Annotated in this window: 22 protein-coding genes and 1 pseudogene; 18 read left to right on the forward strand and 5 right to left on the reverse strand. The window is 55.7% G+C overall.

Features of this window, described 5'->3' with window-relative positions:
• Positions 1 to 9 precede the first annotated feature (9 nt).
• Entirely contained in the window at positions 10 to 2073 is a 2064-nt protein-coding gene (gene recG / locus JJB07_RS19750; RefSeq protein ID WP_201637972.1) for an ATP-dependent DNA helicase RecG, read from the forward strand.
• 150 nt (positions 2074 to 2223) lie between these two features.
• On the forward strand, positions 2224 to 2445 hold the full coding sequence (locus tag JJB07_RS19755) for an aspartyl-phosphate phosphatase Spo0E family protein (RefSeq protein ID WP_201637843.1): 222 nt from the start codon (positions 2224 to 2226) through the stop codon (positions 2443 to 2445).
• Here JJB07_RS19755 and JJB07_RS24315 read toward each other — a convergent pair.
• Together JJB07_RS24315 and JJB07_RS19760 are read right to left on the reverse strand one after the other, a co-directional pair.
• Positions 2402 to 2524, reverse strand: a complete 123-nt coding sequence (locus JJB07_RS24315) for a hypothetical protein (protein WP_283809172.1) — start codon at positions 2522 to 2524, stop codon at positions 2402 to 2404. The genes JJB07_RS19755 and JJB07_RS24315 overlap by 44 nt on opposite strands.
• 20 nt (positions 2525 to 2544) lie before the next feature.
• Complete coding sequence (locus tag JJB07_RS19760) at positions 2545 to 2829, reverse strand: hypothetical protein (protein WP_201637844.1); 285 nt, start codon at positions 2827 to 2829, stop codon at positions 2545 to 2547.
• A 132-nt stretch (positions 2830 to 2961) separates the two neighbouring features.
• Here JJB07_RS19760 and JJB07_RS19765 point away from each other — a divergent pair, with 132 nt between their 5' ends.
• From JJB07_RS19765 to JJB07_RS24095, 6 genes and pseudogenes are all read left to right on the forward strand, one after another.
• Entirely contained in the window at positions 2962 to 3756 is a 795-nt protein-coding gene (locus JJB07_RS19765) for a polysaccharide deacetylase family protein (protein WP_236588240.1), read from the forward strand.
• A gap of 321 nt (positions 3757 to 4077) precedes the next feature.
• Positions 4078 to 4659: a 16S rRNA (guanine(966)-N(2))-methyltransferase RsmD gene (gene rsmD / locus JJB07_RS19770; protein WP_201637846.1), complete on the forward strand. Its 582-nt coding sequence runs from the start codon at positions 4078 to 4080 to the stop codon at positions 4657 to 4659.
• Positions 4656 to 5132: a pantetheine-phosphate adenylyltransferase gene (gene coaD, locus JJB07_RS19775; RefSeq protein ID WP_201637847.1), complete on the forward strand. Its 477-nt coding sequence runs from the start codon at positions 4656 to 4658 to the stop codon at positions 5130 to 5132. The genes rsmD and coaD overlap by 4 nt, the downstream gene beginning before the upstream one ends.
• 49 nt (positions 5133 to 5181) lie before the next feature.
• A complete protein-coding gene (locus JJB07_RS19780) occupies positions 5182 to 5988 on the forward strand; it encodes a patatin-like phospholipase family protein (RefSeq protein WP_201637848.1) in 807 nt (268 codons plus the stop codon).
• On the forward strand, positions 5972 to 7057 hold the full coding sequence (locus JJB07_RS19785) for a SepM family pheromone-processing serine protease (RefSeq protein ID WP_201637849.1): 1086 nt from the start codon (positions 5972 to 5974) through the stop codon (positions 7055 to 7057). The genes JJB07_RS19780 and JJB07_RS19785 overlap by 17 nt, the downstream gene beginning before the upstream one ends.
• A gap of 30 nt (positions 7058 to 7087) precedes the next feature.
• Positions 7088 to 7780: pseudogene (locus tag JJB07_RS24095) on the forward strand (pseudouridine synthase); the annotation flags it as partial.
• Positions 7781 to 8574: 794 nt separating this feature from the next.
• Here JJB07_RS24095 and JJB07_RS19795 read toward each other — a convergent pair.
• Positions 8575 to 9801, reverse strand: coding sequence for a nucleotidyltransferase (locus JJB07_RS19795; protein ID WP_201637851.1), 1227 nt, complete (start codon positions 9799 to 9801; stop codon positions 8575 to 8577).
• Between the two features lie 121 nt (positions 9802 to 9922).
• Between JJB07_RS19795 and JJB07_RS19800 the strand changes: the two genes are divergently transcribed.
• The 10 genes from JJB07_RS19800 (at position 9923) to rnc (ending at position 17535) form a co-directional block, all read left to right on the forward strand.
• Positions 9923 to 10447, forward strand: coding sequence for a YceD family protein (locus tag JJB07_RS19800; protein ID WP_201637852.1), 525 nt, complete (start codon positions 9923 to 9925; stop codon positions 10445 to 10447).
• 41 nt (positions 10448 to 10488) lie between these two features.
• Positions 10489 to 10665, forward strand: coding sequence for a 50S ribosomal protein L32 (gene rpmF / locus JJB07_RS19805; protein WP_201637853.1), 177 nt, complete (start codon positions 10489 to 10491; stop codon positions 10663 to 10665).
• A 175-nt stretch (positions 10666 to 10840) separates the two neighbouring features.
• Entirely contained in the window at positions 10841 to 11395 is a 555-nt protein-coding gene (gene fapR, locus JJB07_RS19810) for a transcription factor FapR (RefSeq protein ID WP_201637854.1), read from the forward strand.
• 32 nt (positions 11396 to 11427) lie between these two features.
• Positions 11428 to 12417, forward strand: coding sequence for a phosphate acyltransferase PlsX (gene plsX / locus JJB07_RS19815; protein WP_201637855.1), 990 nt, complete (start codon positions 11428 to 11430; stop codon positions 12415 to 12417).
• Between the two features lie 16 nt (positions 12418 to 12433).
• Positions 12434 to 13420: a beta-ketoacyl-ACP synthase III gene (locus JJB07_RS19820; protein ID WP_201637856.1), complete on the forward strand. Its 987-nt coding sequence runs from the start codon at positions 12434 to 12436 to the stop codon at positions 13418 to 13420.
• A 26-nt stretch (positions 13421 to 13446) separates the two neighbouring features.
• Positions 13447 to 14406: an ACP S-malonyltransferase gene (fabD, locus tag JJB07_RS19825; protein WP_201637857.1), complete on the forward strand. Its 960-nt coding sequence runs from the start codon at positions 13447 to 13449 to the stop codon at positions 14404 to 14406.
• On the forward strand, positions 14399 to 15139 hold the full coding sequence (gene fabG, locus JJB07_RS19830) for a 3-oxoacyl-[acyl-carrier-protein] reductase (protein WP_201637858.1): 741 nt from the start codon (positions 14399 to 14401) through the stop codon (positions 15137 to 15139). Before fabD ends, fabG begins: the two co-directional genes overlap by 8 nt.
• 30 nt (positions 15140 to 15169) lie before the next feature.
• On the forward strand, positions 15170 to 15406 hold the full coding sequence (gene acpP, locus JJB07_RS19835) for an acyl carrier protein (RefSeq protein WP_201637859.1): 237 nt from the start codon (positions 15170 to 15172) through the stop codon (positions 15404 to 15406).
• A gap of 107 nt (positions 15407 to 15513) precedes the next feature.
• Complete coding sequence (gene fabF / locus JJB07_RS19840; protein ID WP_201637860.1) at positions 15514 to 16755, forward strand: beta-ketoacyl-ACP synthase II; 1242 nt, start codon at positions 15514 to 15516, stop codon at positions 16753 to 16755.
• 87 nt (positions 16756 to 16842) lie between these two features.
• Positions 16843 to 17535, forward strand: coding sequence for a ribonuclease III (gene rnc, locus JJB07_RS19845; protein WP_201637861.1), 693 nt, complete (start codon positions 16843 to 16845; stop codon positions 17533 to 17535).
• Between the two features lie 84 nt (positions 17536 to 17619).
• Here rnc and JJB07_RS19850 read toward each other — a convergent pair whose 3' ends face one another.
• Positions 17620 to 18321, reverse strand: coding sequence for a type II toxin-antitoxin system PemK/MazF family toxin (locus tag JJB07_RS19850; protein WP_201637862.1), 702 nt, complete (start codon positions 18319 to 18321; stop codon positions 17620 to 17622).
• Positions 18322 to 18477: 156 nt separating this feature from the next.
• The gene (locus JJB07_RS19855) at positions 18478 to 20133 is read right to left on the reverse strand and encodes an S-layer homology domain-containing protein (protein ID WP_201637863.1); all 1656 of its coding nucleotides are present in this window, start codon (positions 20131 to 20133) and stop codon (positions 18478 to 18480) included.
• Between the last annotated feature and the right edge of the window lie 51 nt (positions 20134 to 20184).

A 20184-nucleotide genomic window follows, 5' to 3' on the forward strand; every position in this document is an offset into this window, starting at 1 on the left:
ATCGTGACAATGAATCTAGACCTTTCCACAACGCCAATCAGCGTTTTGCCCGGTGTCGGCCCGCAACGGCTGAAAACCTTGGCGCTGCTTGGCATCGAGACGGTACACGATCTGTTGGAGTACTACCCGTTCCGCTACGAAGACCGCAATGCGCAACCGGGTCGGGAATTGGCTGATGGTACGCGCGTGACGGTGCGCGTAACGGTGGACGGCATGGCGGGGGTCAAGTACAAGGGCCGCCGCAACTCCACAACGATTGTGCCTGTGGTTACAGAGGACTACAAGAGACTCCATGCCGTCTGGTTCAACCAACCTTATCTCAAGGACCAACTCATACCCGGTCGGAAGTTGACAGTCACCGGCAAGTACGATGAGCGCCGTCGAAGTATCGCCGTGGCGACGCACGACTTTGTGATCGCAGGGGAGACGGTACACAGCGACCGCATCGTCCCTGTCTACAACGTCAAAGCGGACATTACCCCGAAGATGCTGCGCAACTTGCTGTCTTCCGCTGTCAAAAAATACGGCGATGACGTGCCGGAGCGATTGCCGCAAGGAATCCGTCAGCGCTACAAACTGATCGACCGGCGCCACGCGATGAAGGAAATTCACTTTCCCACCAACGGCGACGGCTTGCATCAAGCACGGAGACGTTTGATCTTCGAGGAGTTTTTTCTGTTCCAACTCAAGCTCCAAGCCTTTCGTTGGTTGCACCGACATGAACAACCGGGGGTCGCACACGGCGTTCCGGATGACATCTTGGAGCAATTCTGTAAGCGGTTACCATTTGCGATGACGGGGGCTCAACGGCGCGTGGCGGAAGAAGTCGTTCGCGACATGACCCAGCGTGTGCCGATGAACCGCCTCATCCAAGGGGACGTCGGCTCCGGCAAGACCGTTCTAGCGTTTTTGGCGCTCTACCTCGCTGTTGCGTCGGGTCATCAAGGTGCGATCATGGTGCCGACTGAGATTCTCGCGGAACAGCATTTCCGCGCAGCTACGGAACTGTTGGAACCCCTTGGATGCAGAATTGGGATGCTGATCGGCTCACAAAAGGACCGTGAACGTCGCGAGGCGCTTGCCAAATTGGCCAGTGGGGAGATCAACGTCGTGATCGGGACGCATGCCTTGCTGGAAGAGGGCGTGCAGTTCCAATCGCTCTCCGTGGTCGTCACAGACGAACAACACCGCTTCGGTGTGGAGCAACGCTCCATTTTTCGGCAAAAAGGACATGCGCCCGATGTCTTGTTCATGTCGGCGACTCCGATCCCGCGCACGCTTGCGATGTCGGTGTTTGGCGACCTCGACGTTTCGATTGTCGACGAACTTCCGGCCGGACGCCAACCGATTCAGACCTTCTGGGTCACGCCGGACAAAGAAGAGCGCGCACTGCGTTTTGTCCGCAACGAGTTGGTCAAAGGCAGACAGGCCTACATCGTCACACCGCTTGTGGAAGAGTCGGAGAAAGTCGAGGGTGTCGTAAACGCCACCGACCTCTACCTGATGCTCAAGGAGTGGTTTGCCGGGTACGAAGTAGGACTGCTGCACGGCAAGATGCGCCCGGCGGAGAAGGAAGAAGTCATGCGCAAGTTCACCAACAACGAGATTCAATTGCTCGTCTCCACCACCGTCATCGAGGTCGGCGTGAACGTGCCGAACGCAACGGCGATGATGGTCTACAACGCCGAGCGGTTCGGTCTTGCCCAGCTTCACCAGTTGCGCGGACGCGTTGGACGGGGGGAGCACGCCTCGTCTTGCATCCTCATGTCGAAGCCTGACAGTGAGGCGGGGCAAGAGCGGATGAAAGCGATGGTGGCCACACAAGACGGTTTCGTGTTGGCGGAGAAGGACTTGCATTTGCGCGGGCCCGGTGAGTTTTTCGGCGTTCGTCAGAGCGGCATCCCGGAATTCAAGATCGGCGACCTGTTGCAAGATGCCAAGATCATGGCCGTCGCCCGCCAAGAAGTGCAGACGTTGATCGCAACGCCTGACTTCTGGACGTTGCCGAGCTACCAGCCGCTCGTCGAGTTTTTGAAGTCGGAAAAAGTTCTGTTGCAACGGGCGGGAGACTAAGAACGGCAACGAATAAGCAAATAGGACGGTCCCTTTAGAGGATCGTCCTTCTTTTTTTATGAAATTTTTGAGCTAGATCTTACAAAAAGAGGCAGTTTGATTTATAGTGTATTTATGGAAAATACGTTGAGGAAAGGACAGGGTGCGCCGATGAACGGTATTGCTGGACAGATCGAGAGCTTACGACAACAACTCCTCGAAATGGTTGACTCCTGCAGCGGAGATTTTTTGCACCCACATGTCCTGCGTGTTTCTCAAGAGTTGGACGAATTGATCGTGCAATTTCAACGGCTGCAAGTGCTGGAGCACAAGAGCCGTCGTGAATTGTCTATTTACGATGCTTGTCTTTCGGAGGCATCAGGATCTGGATGAAGAATTGAAACAGCACGATGGCGATGAAGATCAACGAAGCAAAAATCGCCACTTCCGTCTCTGTGAATTTAAATTCCATGGTCGATCCCCCCGCTTTCTCTAAATCTGCGAAATTTCCTGAACGGCCACTTGTACCTTCATCCCCAGATCCCGCTCTTGCTGGGATTTGGGAAGAACCCCTTGCGCGGTTACGTACTCGATGTTCTGAAGTTCTTTTTCGATCTGTGTGAGGATTCCCTCCAACCGTTGACCCCACTTTTGGCTGTCCGTTGGCCCCGCGAGCAGGGCGTTTTTGACCCCTTCGAGCTCGCCGAGCGAATACGTGATCTCGTCGGTCGACTGCTGAATGGCCATCAGCTGTAACTGGGCGCTCATGTTGGACATGGCAGGCTCACGCTCCTCTACGTGTAGGATGTGTGAAGAATTGCTCTTACATGCTGGTTCATTCTTGCCAAAGTGACAAGGTCATGGTACATTCGGACACGAGATGAAACAGGAAGGAAGACATCTGTGCGAATGAAATTTGTTTCTCCAAGTCCCCGCGCGGTCGGCTCTTTGCTCGTGCTTTTTGCTGTCCTTTTGGTCGTTGTCTATTCGGTTGCGTATGTGCGGACTCATTCCCGGCCGGTCACGACGGTTCCGGCGTATACGGCCTTAGAGAAGGTCCCTATTTTGATGTATCATTCGATTTCGAAACCGGGTCAAGGGTTGAGCGTTTCACCCAAGGACTTTGATGCCCAGATCGAATGGCTTGTTGACAACGGGTATACCCCGATCACGCTCGGTCAACTGAAGCGTTATTGGGATGGAGAATTCAATGTGCAAGGCAAGGTGGTTGTCATCACGTTTGACGACGGGTATTTGGACAACTACACCGATGCGTATCCGATCTTATTAAAATATCATGCGCCCGCCACGATCTTTGTGATCACCGATTCGATCAAGCGGGACAATCATATGAAGTGGAGCCAAATGCAAGAAATGCACAAACACGGCATTGAATTTGGTTCGCACATGGTCTACCACTCTAATTTCCTCCACACTTCACACGATCAAATTGCGTGGGAGCTCAAGATGAGCAAGAAGGACTTGGAAGCGGGCTTGAACTCGCCGGTGACGACTTTTTGTTACCCAGGCGGCGGTTTGATTCCGGAAGCTTCAGATCTCGTGCGGGAAGCGGGGTACACGATGGCGGTGACCACCCGAGACACGTTGGCCGATCGAAGCGAGGATCACCTGTTGCTTTCGCGCGTGCGCGTCGTCGGAGGCGAATCGCTTCAAGAATTCGCTTCGAAATTGCAAACCCCGTAATTCGATAAAAAACCCGTGCCAGCGAGTGCCGCTGCACGGGTTTTTTGCATGACAAATCAAAAACCCGCGTCCGGGTATACGCGGGTTTTTGCCTACCGTTTGCACGATAGGAACTGGGAGAGGAGAAACCGGAGGAAGAGCTTATGGGGAAACCTAAGTCTTCTCCGCGGTTGCCTGCAACAGCTCACGCCGTTGCTACTACCTATCTTGGACACGGGACGGGATGCTTATACACGGGAGCGATGAAAAATTTTCTTCGATTGGCCGAAGTTGGAGCCATTCGCGTTCTATGGTAAAGTAAGGACGAGGAGTTGAAACAACATGCGTGTGATCTCAGGAGAGTTTCGTGGCAGACGACTGGCCGCCGTACCGGGTCAGAATACGCGCCCGACGACCGATAAAGTCAAGGAATCCATGTTTAACATCATCGGCCCGTACTTCGAGGGTGGCACGGCGTTGGACTTGTTCGCCGGAACGGGAGGATTGGGACTGGAAGCTCTGTCCCGTGGCATTGAGAAGGCGGTGTTCGTCGACGCGGACATCAAAGCATTCTCCGTGGTTCGCGAGAACGTGCGGACGCTCGGATTGAGCCAAGCCCGTGCCGAGGTCTACAAAAACGACGCCCGCCGTGCTCTCGATGCGCTGGCCGCACGCGGGATGAAGTTTGATCTGGTCTTTTTGGACCCTCCTTATAAATTGACCGGACTCTATGAGGAATTGATCTTGAAAATGCAAGAGCACAACCTCTTGGAGCCGCGCGCGTATGTGATTGCCGAACATGCGGCGGACGTGCAGTTGCCGGATTCGTACGGGAACTTGGTCCGCTGGCGGCACGTGACATACGGAGAGATCGGGATCAGTTTTTATGAACTGGAAGCAGAAGGAGATGCAGAACTAGGATGAGGATCGCAATTTATCCGGGCTCGTTTGACCCGTTGACGCTTGGGCATTTGGACATTGTCGAGCGCAGTTCGAAAATTTTTGACAAGTTGATCGTGGCGGTCATGGTCAACCCGCACAAGAATCCGCTTTTTACAGAAGATGAGCGCAAGGAATTGATCCGCGAAGCTGTCAAGCATCTGCCGAACGTGGAAGTGGATTCGTCCCCTTTGCTGCTCGTCAACTATGCACAGCGCATGGGTGCGAGCGCGATCATCAAAGGGTTGCGCTTTGTCTCGGACTTTGAAACGGAGTTGCAGATGGCGGCACTCAACCGTCAGATGTACGAGACGGCCGAGACGCTGTTCATGCCGACGTCGCAGAAGCATTCGTTCTTGAGTTCGAGCATCGTGAAGGAAATCGCGCGCCACGGGGGCCCGGTTACCGAACTCGTCCCGGCACACGTGGAGAAGGCGATGCGGGCAAAGTTTGAATAGAGACTTCGAAGTTTTGTAAGGAGATCGTTGCACAAGGAGGGGAGAGCCTGTGCGGACACCAAGAATCGGGTTGGCACTGGGCGCCGGGGGCGCAAGAGGCTTTGCGCATGTGGGCGTTTTGCAGGTTTTGGAGAAGATGGGCATCCAGATCGACTCTATCGCCGGGAGTTCCATGGGATCGATGGTCGGTGCTTTCTATTGCAACGGGATGGACACCAAGTATCTTGAACAGCTCGCCATCAACCTGAAACGCCGCCATTGGATTGATTTTACCGTGCCGAAGATGGGCTTTGTCAACGGCACGCGGATCATGGAGATGGTGAAGTTTTTGACCAAAGGGCAGAACATCGAAGACCTCAAAGTGCCGCTGGCGATCGTCGCCACCGACGTGGAGAAAGGCGAGCGAGTGGTATTTCGCGAGGGGCCGATCGACCAAGCGGTGCGGGCGAGCATCTCCATTCCGGGCATCTTCATCCCGCATCGGTACCAAGGGCGGCTGTTGATCGACGGCGGTGTGATCGACCGTGTGCCGATTCATGTGGCTCGGGAGATGGGGTCGGACATCGTGATCGCGGTGGACGTCGGGTTGTTCGACCGGGAGACGCAGGTGAAGAGTATTTTTGACGTGATCTTTCAGTCGATTGAGATCATGGAGCGTGAAATTCTGCGCTCGCGGATGCTTGACGCCGACGTGGTGATTCGCCCGGATGTCGGACACATTTCTTCGACTGCCTTTACGCAGATTGATGAAGCGGTGAAACTCGGTCGTGATGCGACGGAGCGAGTGGCCGAGTTGATTCGCAGCACCATAGATGACTGGAAGGGAGGGGCCTATTCTGATGTCACAACCTCATGACGACAAGCCCCGCCGCTATTGGACCCGCAAAAATATCACAGGCGCGCTGATCACGGTCGTGGTCGCCGCGTCTTTCCTCATCCCGACGCCGTACTACTTGAACCAGCCGGGCACCGCCGAGGTGCTGGCTCCGAAAGTTACGGTACAGGGCGGGGCCAAGGATGAGAAGGGGAACCTCATGTTGACGACGGTCCTCTCCATGCAAGCGACGAACATCTATTATCTTGCTTACGGATATATCTGGCCGAACACGGAGATCAAAAAAGAAGAGGACGTGCGCGGCAACATGTCGGACAACGAGTACGACCGACTGTTGAAGCACATGATGGACTCTTCGCAACAGTGCGCGGTGATCTCCGGGTTCCATGCGGCGGGTCTCGCGGTGGACATCACCTATGACGGGGTGTTTGTCCGAAGCATCGTGGAGAATTCCAAAGCGGCAGGTTTCTTGCAAGTCGGGGACGTGATCACGGAAGTCGACGGGCATGCTGTCGTGAAGTCGGATGACTTGATCAAGTACATCAACACGTCGAAAAAACCGGGCGATGTGGTGAATGTGAAATTCACCCGCTTCAAAGATGACAAGCAAGAACAAAAGGAAGCGAACATTCCCCTGATGGACTTGACCGACCCCAAGGACCCGAATGCGCAGAAACGCGTGGGGTTCGGGGTGTACCCGGAGAACGAAATGAAGATCAAACCGCCGCAGGACGTGCAGATTCATGCCGAAGACATCGGCGGGCCGTCGGCGGGGTTGATGTTCTCGTTGGAGATTTACAGCCAGTTGACGGAGGGCGACTTGACCAAAGGGTACAAGATCGCCGGAACCGGCACGATCGACATCGACGGCCATGTGGGGCAGATCGGTGGGATTCAGCACAAAATCGTCGCGGCGGACAAGGCGGGGGCGGAGATCTTTTTCGCACCGGCCGATCTCACGTCGGATGACAGCAATACGCAGGTGGCGAAGCAGGAAGCAGAGAAGATCGGGAGCAAGATGAAAATCGTCTCGGTCAAAACGTTGCAAGACGCCCTCGACTATCTGCACAGTTTGCCGGACAAGAAGTAAGGAAAAGTCTTACTCGTGAGGGATGACAGCATGAGAATAAACAAGTACATCGCGGAGACGGGATATTGTTCCCGGCGCGAGGTCGACCAACTGATTGCAAAACGGCGGGTCACGATCAACGGCAAGGTGGCGGAGCTTGGCAGTGTGGTCGGAGAAGATGACGACGTACACATCAACGGGAAGTTGGTGGGTCTGAACAAGCCGGCTCTCGTGTACATTGCGTTGAACAAGCCGGCGGGGATCACCTCGACGACCGATGCAGACGTTCATGGGAACGTGGTGGATTACATAGGTCACAAGGAGCGGATCTTCCCGATTGGTCGTTTGGACAAGGAGTCGGAAGGTTTGATTCTGTTGACAAACGATGGGGACATCGTCAACTTGATTTTGCGCAAGGAAGGCAAGCATGAGAAGGAGTACCTCGTCTCGGTGGACAAGCCGGTTACGCAGCAATTCCTGCGCCAGATGGCAACCGGCGTACGCATTTTGGGGCAGAAGACGCTCCCGGCAAAAGTTTCGCAGGAAGGGGAGCGGATGTTTCGCATCGTGCTCACCCAAGGGTTGAACCGTCAGATTCGCCGGATGTGTGAAGCGTTGGGGTACGAGGTGCGCCGTCTGCAGCGCGTGCGGGTGATGAACATTCACTTGGGCGGCTTGCAGAAGGGGGAGTACCGCAACTTGACGGAAGACGAGTTGCAGGAACTGTTCGCGGCGCTGGACTACCAACCGGAGCGGGAGATTGCCAAGCAGAAGTCTGCACCGGTACCCAAACCGCCAATCAGCACCAACCCCCGCCGCCAAGGACGCACCCAGCAGTCCGGAAGAGGCAAGGGCAAGGACAAAAGCAAAGCAAACTACCAAAAACCAGGCACTCCCGAACGCTGGGAACGCCAAAGCGAAGGCGACCGCCCGAACCAAGGGAATCGTCCTCAGCAGGGTGAGGGCTCGTATCAAGGGAATCGCTCGCAGCAGGGCGATGGTTCTTACAAAGGGAACCGTCCCCAGCAGGGCGAAGGCTCGTATCAAGGGAATCGCTCTCAGCAGGGCGGTGGTTCTTACAAAGGGAACCGTCCCCAGCAGGGCGAAGGCTCGTATCAAGGGAATCGCTCTCAGCAGGGCGGTGGTTCTTATAAAGGGAACCGTCCTCAGCAGGGCGAAGGCTCGTATCAAGGGAATCGCTCTCAGCAGGGCGGTGGTTCTTACAAAGGGAACCGTCCTCAGCAGGGCGAAGGCTCGTATCAAGGGAATCGCTCGCAGCAGGGCGGTGGTTCTTATAAAGGGAACCGTCCTCAGCAGGGCGAAGGCTCATATCAAGGGAATCGCTCGCAGCAGGGCGGTGGTTCTTATAAAGGGAACCGTCCCCAGCAAGGCGAAGGCTCGTATCAAGGAAACCGCCCGCAACAGGGCGGTGCTTCTGGTGGCCGGAAGCCGCAGGGTCGTTCCGGGGGTCCAGCAAAGCCCGGCAAGCGTAGATAAAAAAAAGCACCTGTGCCACGTATGGCACAGGTGCTCTTTTTCTAGATCCGAATGACAGGAGTGGTGTAGTCCCACAGGGCTGCTCCCGGCTGCGGGCACGCGTACCCTTGGGAGTACACGCGGGTCGCACGCAGGTCGAGTTGGAGCATCGGAGATTGCGATTGTTCACGGGGCATCTTGGTGAGAATAGGTACTACAGCGCGGGAAGAGGCTTTGCGCAACACCTCACGCCCCCGCTCGTTGAACCCCAACACGCGGATGTACTCCGGACCTCTTTCAATGTGTAACTCCGCCTGCTCCTCGCGGGTGACTCCCAGCAGAATCGACGTGAGCGCCCGTTGAATCTTGGTCCACGTGTATCTCTTGGTCTTGGCATACGCGATCAACTCTTGAACAGAGTTCACCCGCCGTGCGCCCTCGATCAACCGCGCTTCCAAGCCTTCATCGACTCCGACATACCGCGCCAATTCCTCTGCCGTGGCCCGGTGCAACAACGTAAACAGCGCTTGCCGGAAGTTCTCCCATCGCATCGGCCCGCGCCCAGCCGCGAATTCCTCGCGCAAGATCGCATACGACAATTCCGGCAAAAGCGGCTCTGCCGTCTCAATGCCCCTCTCAAGCGTCGCTTTGCGAATCGCTGTGGCACTGGCGATCTTGGGATGTGTGATGGTTTCCTCGTTGTACCCGGCTGCAATGCGAGTAATCGTCGCCGGCTTGATCGTAGAATGCAACCGTCGCAGAGCTGCCAAGTATTCCAGCCCCAGCATGTTGTTCGGCTGCCCGACCACATGTTCGTCCAATTCCGGGTCTTGCTCGGCATACCGGACGAGTGCGGCACCGGTTGCGCGCGGGTAGGAGACCCCTTTTTGCAATTCTGACTGAATGTAGGATTGCAGAAGCGGGGGTTCATCGACTATGATGGAGCAGAGCCGATTGAGTGACTCGATTTCGCCGCTCTCGCTGCCAAAGCAGAGCGAGTCGACAGCGCCGAGCGCATCCAGCACCGCAACCGAGCCGTACGCGAACAACGTGGCGCTTTGCGTCGAGTAGGCGACGGGCAGTTCAACGACCAAGTCTACGCCTTGCTGCAGGGCCATCTGAGCGCGTGCCCATTTGTTGACGATGGCGGGCTCGCCGCGTTGCAGGAAGTGCCCGCTCATGACGGCGACGACAGCGTCGGCCCCTGTCTCGAGCCGAGACTGTTCTACATGGTAGAGATGCCCGTTGTGCATCGGATTGTATTCCACGATCACGCCGGTGACGTGCATGGGCATTTCCTCCTGTCTTGAGAGACGATTCCAACAGGTCTCATTATAGCAAGCAACCTCTTTATTGACAATTTGCCAACTCCTAGCTATAATGAACTCTGTTGCTTACGAGGTGATATCGTTGAAACTGCGTTGGCGTGACTTGCGCGAAAGCACCGATGGTGTTGATATTCAGGAGACGGTAGAAATGCCGACCCTGGTGAAAGAGAATCGCCAGTTGATTGCCCTGTCGCCCGTTCAAGTGAACGTGCACGGGAGAGAGACGGCCGGTCTCGCAGAGGTTGAAGGGAAACTTTTTGCCAACGTGACGTACCGTTGCTCTCGCTGTCTGGTTGATTTTTCGGAAGAGCTGCACGTCCCGTTTGCGGAGCAGTTCGTCCAAGTTGAGGAGGACAAGCTGGCTGACGTCGAGGCTTCCCTTGAGGGGGACCGCATCCCTGTCGCCGGTGACACGTTTGACTTGACACCGTATGTGGAGCAGGAGGTAGCGCTTGCGTTGCCGTATGCCCCGTTGCACGCGCCAGACTGCAAAGGTCTGTGTCCTGTCTGCGGTGTGAACCTCAACGAGACGACGTGTTCATGCAACACGGAACGAATCGACCCTCGATTAGCGGATCTGGCTAAATTTTTTGAGACTGACAAGTAGAGCATTCTTCTCTTCTTTTTATTAAGGAGGTGTACTTAGAGATGGCAGTACCGCAACATCGTACTTCGAAGACCCGTAAACGCATGCGCCGCACCCACTTCAAGCTTACCCTGCCGGGTATGGTTGAATGCCCGCAATGCCACGAGATGAAGATGGCTCACCGCGTGTGCAAAAACTGCGGCACCTACAAAGGCCGCACGATCGTGGAAAGCAACTAATCTTTCCCGACAAAAAGCGAGTGCTCCTCATGGAGCGCTCGCTTTTTTTGTTTTTTTTCCTCGAAAAATTTTTCTGAGAAACGAGTTGTATTTCTAGAGGCTCTTTTATATACTTCTAATAGCACTAGGTACTAAAGACAGATTAGAGCTAGTACACATGGGGGTTCGGCTGGAGATGGTTGCGAGAAACAAACAGATGAGGCAGCAGGAGTTGACCGCACTGATCGAGACAGAGCCCTTCATGACCGATGAAGAGTTGGCGGAACGCTTTGCTGTAAGTGTCCAGACGATTCGATTGGATCGATTGGCGCTTGGCATCCCTGAGTTGCGGGAGCGAATCAAGTTGGTCGCCGAGAACAACTACGGCAAAGTTCGTTCGCTGGAGTTGGCCGAGGTGATCGGAGAGTTGATCGAACTCGATCTCAACCGCCTGGCGATCTCCATTTTGGATATCGGCCCTGAGCATGTTTTCACTCGCACCAAGATTGCGCGAGGACATCATTTGTTCGCGCAGGCGAATTCATTGGCTGTCTCCGTGATAGACGCCGAAGTTGTGCTGACCGGCACGGCGGAAGTGCGCTTCACCCGTCAGGTTAAACTTGGCGAACGGTTGATCTCCAAGGCGGTCGTCGTGGAGAATCGAGAAGACCGTGCCCATGTGGACGTCACGACCAAGGTTAGTGATGACATCGTGTTCGAAGGGCAGTTTGTTGTCTTCAAGAACAAGTGACATCTGGGATCTACAGAGTGGAGGAAGCAACTGTGAGAATCGCGATCGATGCCATGGGCGGGGATCATGCCCCACACGCTATCGTAGAAGGTACGCTCCAGGCGGCTCGCGCGCATGCAGATGTGACGTTGATCCTCGTCGGTGACGAAGAGGCCATCAAGAAGTGCATCGGCGGCGAGAGACCCTCAAATGTCGAAATTGTACATACAACAGAAGTGATCACCGCAGACGACGAACCTGTGCGCTCTGTCCGTCGCAAAAAAGACGCCTCCATGGTAGTCGCGGCACGAATGGTGAAAGAAAAGCAAGCAGACGGCTTCGTCTCCGCAGGGAACACGGGGGCCTTGATGGCAGCCGGGTTGCTGGTGGTGGGGCGCATCCCGTCGATTGAACGCCCGGCTCTGGCTTCGATCTGGCCGACGTTTGGCGGCAAAGCGATGCTGGTGCTCGATGTCGGGGCGAATATGGATGCAGAAGCCACACACCTGTACCAGTACGGGTTGATGGCAAACGCATTCTCCAAGGAAGTGCTCGGGTTGTCGAAACCGCGCATCGGACTGCTCAATGTCGGTTCAGAACCGGGCAAAGGGGACAAGTTACGCAAGGAGGCGTTTGAACTCCTCCAGAACGGACCGTTCCACTTCGTCGGCAACATCGAAGCTCGAGAAGCGATGCATGACAAATGTGACGTGCTCGTCGCCGATGGTTTCACCGGCAACAACGTCTTGAAGTTAATTGAAGGATTCGGCCTCGGGCTGTTTGATAAGTTGAAGGACGTGTTCATGGCAGGTCCTCTGACCAAAATGGCGGCGTTGATCCTCAAACCGGGTCTTCGCCAGTTTAAGAAAACGTTCGATTACTCCGAGTACGGCGGTGCGCCGTTGCTTGGAATCGACGGCGCAGTGATCAAGGCGCACGGCTCCTCCAATGCCAGAGCGTTCGAAATGGCGATTGAGCAAGCACGTCGTTTCATCGCCGGGCGGGTCCTAGAGCAAATTTACAACGATGTTCAACAGCAGTGATGAGGGGGAGAACAGCATGACGAAACTTTCAGTCGGGATCCTCGGCACCGGGTCTGCTTTGCCGAATCGCGTGGTAACGAACGATGACATGGCGAAGATTGTAGATACTACCGACGAATGGATTCGCACCCGCACCGGCATCAGCGAACGCCGATGGGTTTCAGAGGAGGAAGCGACTTCCGACCTCGCCCTTGAAGCGGCTCGCAAAGCCATTGAAGCCGCCGGGATTACACCGGAAGACATCGGCGTCATCATCGTGGCGACCGTAACGCCGGACTTCGTGTTCCCTGCGACGGCTTGCCTCCTTCAAGATCGTCTCGGTGCGAAGAAAGCAGCAGCTTTTGATGTGTCCGCAGGTTGCAGCGGGTTCCTTTACAGCCTGTCCTGCGCGGTTCCGATGGTTCAGAGCGGCATGTACAAGTACGCGCTCGTCATCGGAGCGGAGACGCTATCCAGAATCACGAACTTTAACGACCGCAGCACGTGCGTGCTGTTCGGTGATGGAGCAGGCGCTGTCGTCATCGGACCGACGACCGAAGGACGCGGGTTCCTATCCTTCGAGATGGGCTCAGACGGTTCCGGTGGCGAGTTGCTGAAGCAAATCGCCGGCGGTTCGCGCAACCCGGCTTCTCAAGAATCCGTGTTGGCAAATGAGCACACGATTGCGATGGCGGGCAGCGATGTGTTCAAGTTCGCGGTTCGGATCTTGGGCTCCGCTTCGGAAGCGGCGCTGGCCAAGGCGGGGCTTACCAAGGATGACATCGACTTCCTAATCCCGCACCAAGCGAACGTCCGCATCATCGATGCGGCGGTCAACCGACTTAAACTTTCATCTGACAAGGTCTACGTCAATCTTGACAAATACGGCAATATGTCGTCTGCCTCCATCCCTGTTGCGCTCGACGAAGCGGTCCGTCTCGGGAAAGTAAAAGAGAACGACTTGCTTGTGCTCGTCGGTTTCGGGGCCGGTTTGACTTGGGGTGCAACGGCAGTGCGCTGGTAAGCTAAAAAGCAGGAGGACGACTGATCATGACCAAAATTGCACTTGTATTCCCGGGTCAAGGCTCCCAAATCGTCGGCATGGGCCGCGAACTGGCGGATGCTCGCCCGGTTACCGCTGAAGCATTCCGCCAAGCGGATGCAGCAATCGGATACAATCTCTCCCAGATCATGTGGGAAGGTCCGCAAGAAACGCTCTCTCTGACCTACAACGCGCAACCGGCGATCTTGACGGCAAGCATCGCGCTCTACCGGGCCCTGTTGCAAGACCACCCAGAATTTGAGTTCGTCTGCACGGCGGGTCACAGTTTGGGTGAGTACACCGCACTGGTGGCGGCAGATGCGCTGTCCTTTGAAGATGCGGTTCGTCTCGTCAACGCACGCGGTCGCTTCATGAACGAAGCGGTTCCGGCGGGCCAAGGCGCGATGAGCGCGGTCATCGGGATGGAGCGCGCTCTGCTCGCTGAAATTTGCGAGCGCGTATCGGCCGAGCATGGTCCGGTCGAGTTGGCCAACGTCAACTGCCCGGGGCAAATCGTCATCTCCGGCAAAGCAGAAGCGGTTGCCCACGCAGGGGAAGTCATTTCGGCAGAGGGAGGTCGTGCCAAAGCGCTCGTCGTCAGCGGTCCGTTCCACTCCTCGTTGATGGCACCTGCTGCGGATCGCCTCGCCGAAGAACTCAAGACGATCGAAATTCGCGATGCAAAAGTCCCGGTGATCGCCAATGCAACGGCGGGTGTGGTACAGGGAGCAGAAGAAATCCGTGAAGCGCTGGTCCGCCAAGTGGTGGCTCCGGTACTTTGGGAGGATTCCGTGCGCCTGATGCTCGATCAGTTCGGTGTGGAAGCGTTCCTTGAAGTCGGTTCGAGTTCCGTTCTTGCCGGGTTGAACCGAAAAATCCACAAAGGCGTTCCGACGCACTTCTTCAAGGACCTCGAAACTCTCGCCAAAGTTGAAACCGCGCTCAAAGGGGAATCCACGCATGCTTAATGACAAAGTAGCACTCGTCACCGGTGGCTCCCGCGGCATCGGCCGTGCCATCTGCCTCGAACTGGCGGAGCAAGGCGCAAAAGTCGTGGTGAACTACTCGGGTTCGCAAGCGGCCGCCGAGGAAGTCGTCGCCGAGATCAAGGAAAAAGGCGGCGAAGCCATCGCTGTCCAAGGGGACGTCGGCACGTTTGCAGACGCAGAGAAAATGGTGTCCGCAACGACCGAAGCTTTCGGTCGCATCGACATCGTGGTCAACAACGCGGGCATTACCCGTGACAACCTCCTCATTCGTATGAAAGAAGAGGAGTGGGACTCTGTCTTGAACACGAACCTCAAAGGCGTGTTCAACGTCACCAAGGCGGTTGCGCGCCCGATGATGAAGCAGCGCTCCGGCCGTATCATCAACATCACCTCCGTCGTCGGGCTGATGGGCAACGCGGGTCAAGCCAACTACGTATCCGCCAAAGCGGGCGTGATCGGTCTGACCAAGTCCAATGCCAAGGAACTCGCATCCCGCGGCATCACCGTCAACGCGATTGCTCCGGGCTATATCGAAACCGATATGACCGACAACCTCGGGGACGATGTGAAGGGCAAATTGTTTGAAGCCATTCCGCTCTCCAGACTGGGTCGTCCGGAAGATATCGCAAACGCGGTTTCCTTCTTGGCGTCAGAACGTTCTGGGTATATCACAGGTCAAGTTCTCACTGTCGACGGTGGCATGGTGATGTAGTATACTAGCACTTTGGGAGGAGGTGAAAGCATGTCCGCAGAAATCTTGGAACGCGTAACAAACATCGTCGTTGACCGACTGGGCGTTGATGCAGCTGTTGTAACTCTTGAAGCATCCTTCAAGGAAGACCTCGGTGCAGACTCCCTCGACGTCGTCGAATTGGTGATGGAACTCGAAGACGAGTTCGATATGGAAATTTCCGATGAAGATGCAGAAAAGATCAACACCGTAGGTGACGTTGTTACTTACATTTCGGCTCAAAAGTAATCCGAAAACCCATCTGTGGTTGAGAAGCCCTGATTCGCTCCATACTAGCATTTGGGGCTTCTCATCTCTGTGATACCTAACCTCACGATAAGCGAAGGTGAACCAACATGAAAAGGCGTGTAGTGATCACCGGTATGGGTGTTATATCCCCCCTTGGTAATGATGTGGAGACGTTTTGGAGCAACTTGAAAAACGGAAGATCGGGAATCCGGAAGATCGAACGCTTTGACACCACAGGACTTGCTACCACCATCGCAGGACTGGCTGACCCGTTCAATCCGGAGGACTTTATCGATAAAAAAGAAGCACGCAAAATGGACCGTTTCGTCCAGTATGCGGTCGCTGCTTCGCAAGAAGCGTTGAAACACGCAGACTTGAGCATCAACGAAGAGAATGCAACACGTATCGGCGTTTACATAGGTTCAGGCATTGGCGGTATCGGGACGTTGCTGGATAACTACGATGTTCTCCAAGAAAAAGGTCCGCGTCGCGTCTCTCCGTTCTTCGTCCCGATGATCATCGGGGACATGGCGTCCGGTCAAGTTTCCATCATGCTCGGGGCGCGCGGCCCGAACTCCTCGCCGATCTCGGCTTGTGCAACCGGCACGAATGCCATCGGGGACGCGTTCAAAATTATTGAACGCGGTGCGGCAGACGTCATGGTCTGCGGCGGTTCGGAAGCGGCTGTGTATCCGCTTACGATTGCTGGGTTCAATTCTGCAAAAGCCATGGCCACCGTGTTCAATGATCGTCCTGAGATTTCCTCTCGTCCGTTCGACCGCGACCGTGACGGCTTCGTTCTCTCCGAAGGCGCAGGCGTTTTGGTCATCGAAGAACTCGAGCACGCCAAGCAGCGCGGCGCGCAGATTCTCGCCGAGATCATTGGCTACGGGATGAGCGGTGACGCTTACCACATCACAGCACCGTCTCCGGAAGGGGATGGCGCGGCACGAGCGATGCAACACGCGCTTGAAGATGCGGAGATCGCACCGGAGATGATCGGGTACATCAACGCACACGGCACCGGCACAGCAGCCGACGTCATCGAGACGCAAGCGATCAAAGCGATCTACGGCGACCATGCTTACAAATTGGCGGTTTCCTCGACCAAGTCGATGACCGGCCACATGCTGGGTGCTGCAGGTGCAGTGGAAGCGATTGCCTGCGTGGAAGCGATGCGTGACGGAATCTTACCGCCGACGATCAACCTTGACAACCCGGACGAAGGCTGTGATCTCGACTATGTTGCGAATCAGGCTCGCCCGGCGAGCGTAGACTATTGCATGTCGAACTCGTTTGGTTTTGGCGGTCACAACGCTTCGATTGTCTTGAAAAAATACACCGAGTAACGACATACAGAAACGACGTTTTGTCCCTGGCAACCCGATCGGTGGTTGCCAGGGTATCTCCATTTTCTAGGGTAAGGTGAAGATGCGGTGGTCATTCAATTTGAAAAATTATTGTCGGACCTCGGGATTCAGTTCCAGAACCGCAAGTTGTTGAAGCAGGCGTTCACGCACGCCTCCTACCGCAACGAGCATCGAACGGAGATCGGGCAGGACAATGAACGGTTGGAATTCTTGGGAGATGCGGTGTTGGAGTTGCTCGTGAGCGAGTATCTGTTCCTCAAGTTTCCGAAGATGCCGGAGGGCGAGTTGACTCGTCTGCGGGCTACGATTGTCTGTGAACCTTCTCTGGTGCGTTTTGCAACCAAGCTGAACTTCGACAAATACATCCGCTTGGGCCGCGGTGAAGAAATTTCCGGTGGGCGCAAGCGTCCGGCCTTGCTTGCGGACGTGTTCGAGGCGTTTGTGGGTGCCTACTACCTCGACCAAGGTCTGCAACCGGTCAAGGAGTTCCTGCATCGCTTCGTCGTTTCGGAATTGCAAGATGTGAATGCACCGCTGTTGACCGATTACAAGACCATGTTGCAGGAACATGTGCAGCGTGAGGGCTTGGGGGCGCTGTCCTATCACATTCTCGAAGAACGCGGCCCGGCACATAACCGCGAGTTTGTAGCGCAAGTGATGTTGGATCAGAAGCCGATGGGGGAAGGGACAGGCCGTTCGAAAAAAGAAGCGGAACAGCATGCCGCTCAGATGACGATGATGATGCTCGGCAAGATCTGAGCGGGGCTTCCTGGGGCGATCAGGAGTTGTGGACAAGTACTGCAGTTGAGGTTTGGCTTGATCGCTTGAGGAAGCCTTCCAGGCTCAGGGCTGACGGGCCGGCTCCGAATGGAGCCCACGTAAAGTTGCGAGTTGACGGCGGAGCATCTGGTTTTCAGACTCCAGCTGGTCTTTGCGGGCTTGCAAGTAAAGGGCATGTCGATGGAGACCTGGTGCAAAGTGACGGGCGATGAGCTCGTCCACTGCATCCAGGTCTTTTTTGTCGAGGGTGATCGGTTCGCTGAGGCCGTCGAGGTTTTCCTGCTCATGCCAGTTGCGGGTATAGAAATAGCCGAGGATGCGACGTTTGTCGATCACTTTGATGGCGTCGAGTTGCAGAGTGGACGGAGCATCGAGCGGGTAATGGGTGGGAAGGTCATAGTGGAGGGGGATGGGATCGCCGTACTTCTTGCTGGTCATCGGCGCGATAAGGGCCCAGTTGCGGCCTTCGTGGATGAGGAGGCAGGGGTGGCGGTAGGAGGTTTCCGAGCCGATGTTGTAGGCGCCGAGGTCGGCGTAGATCAAGCGGCCGCGTTTGTAGCGGGTGTGGTTCTCGGGGAGTTGGTTGCGTTCGAGCCAGAATTCGTGCCAGAGGATCAGGGGGACGGTGCGGCGGAGGTTGTGGGTGTTGAGGTAGAGGAGGAGTTTGCCGACAGACTTCATCATCTCCGGCAGCAGTCCTTCCTGAGCGGCGTTGCGGTCGGGATGGACACGGTAATACTCGAGAAGCAATTTTTTGTTGGGCATGGACATGAGGTCTCCTTACGAGGAAAGTTGAGAGGGTGTACAGGGGAACGTTCGTCCTATTTTAACCACAAACTCGTTTAACATGTCAAGGATGTGTTTGGTAAAAGAATCCCCGACACGCAAACGTGCCGGGGATTTTTTTGTAAAAACTCGCAATCAGGTGCCGGTCGTTGTATCTGCAGCGGGTACAGTACCTGTATCAGGACCTGCAGTTGCCGGAGTTGTCGTATCTGCAGCAGGTGCGGTACCTGTATCAGGACCTGTAGTTGCGGGAGTTGTAGTATCTGCAGCAGGTGCGGTACCTGTATCAGGACCAGTAGTTGCGGGAGTTGTAGTATCTGCAGCAGGTGCGGTACCTGTATCAGGACCTGTAGTTGCCGGAGTTGTAGTATCTGCAGCAGGTGCGGTACCTGTATCAGGACCTGTAGTTGCCGGAGTTGTAGTATCTGCAGCGGGTACGGTACCCGTGTCAGTACCTGTTGTCGTACCCGGTGTCGTCGTGTCACCCGTCGTGGTGCCGGGCGTATTCGCGGCCTTCACGAGATCTGCGGCTTGAGCGGCGAGAGCGGTGTGGTTGGTGTAGAATTTGTGGAGAAGGAGTGCAACGGCTTGTCGTTCTGCATGAGCCGTCGGCTCGAATTTGAATGCGCCGTCACCTGCGGGATTCCCCACGACGAATCCGAGTTGTTGAGCCATCGCAATATTCGGTTTCGCGTAGTCGGCAATATCTTCGTTGTCCACGAATGTCGAGTTTTTCGTTGCGTACGTGGTCGCAAGGTCCGGCTGTCCGAGCGCACGCATGAAGATCGTCGCCATCTGCTCACGAGTCACCTCATGACGGCCGCCGAAGGAGTTGGTTTCTTCGCCTTTCATGAGTCCGGCTTTTTCCACTGCGGCGACGTATGGTTGTGCCCAATCGGAGACGTCGGTGAACGTACTTTTTGCATCCATGTCGATGGTGAGTCCTGCCGCTTTTGCCAAACCGGTTGCGAATTCTTCGCGGGTCATTTCAGCGTTCGGGCGGAATGTGTTGTCTTCGTAGCCCGTCAGAATTCCTGCGCTGACCAATTCGCCAATCTCTTTGGACGCATACGAGCCTTCCAAGTCGGTCAAAGTCCGTCCCGTCACAGTCCCGGTCGTTGTGCCTGTATCCGTACCTGTGGTACCGCCAGTCGTGGTACCTGTATCAGTCCCCGTTGTAGTACCTGTATCCGTGCCAGTAGTACCGCCAGTCGTGGTACCTGTTTCTGTACCAGTCGTCGTGCCTGTATCAGTGCCAGTAGTACCGCCAGTCGTGGTACCGGTTTCAGTCCCTGTGGTCGTGCCGGTCTCGGTCCCCGTAGTACCGCCAGTCGTGGTACCCGTCTCAGTCCCTGTTGTCTCCGAAGTCGTACTCGTATCGGTGGTGTTCTGACCTACCGCTCCGCCGGTGGTCGTGGTGCCCGTATCTCCGGTGGCATTGCCGGCGGTCGCCGTAGTCGTCCCCGGAGTTGCCCCTTGGGTATCGGCAGTCGACCCACTGGCAACCCCGGTGTCCGTTCCCGTCGCAAACGCCGCCGGAGCTGCTGCTGCTCCGACCAACGGAATCGCCGCCACCAACGCAGTCCCGAGCATCACCTTTGCACGGGTCACTTTCGAATTCGGGAAGCGTTCACGCACATACTCCCGAACCCCTTTTTCCAACTCCTGACGTCGCTTGCCTTCGTTTCGCTCCCCCGGCTCAGCCGCAAATTCCTCCAAGTCGCGCTTCAGATGCAAGACAATCGTGAAACTGCCATCATTCATCGGTTGCAACTCATATCGTTCGAACAAGGTAAAACCCCCTCTTGTCGTCGAATTTTGTTCACACAACGCCACTAGCAT

This window comes from Tumebacillus amylolyticus (assembly GCF_016722965.1).
GTDB lineage: Bacteria > Bacillota > Bacilli > Tumebacillales > Tumebacillaceae > Tumebacillus > Tumebacillus amylolyticus.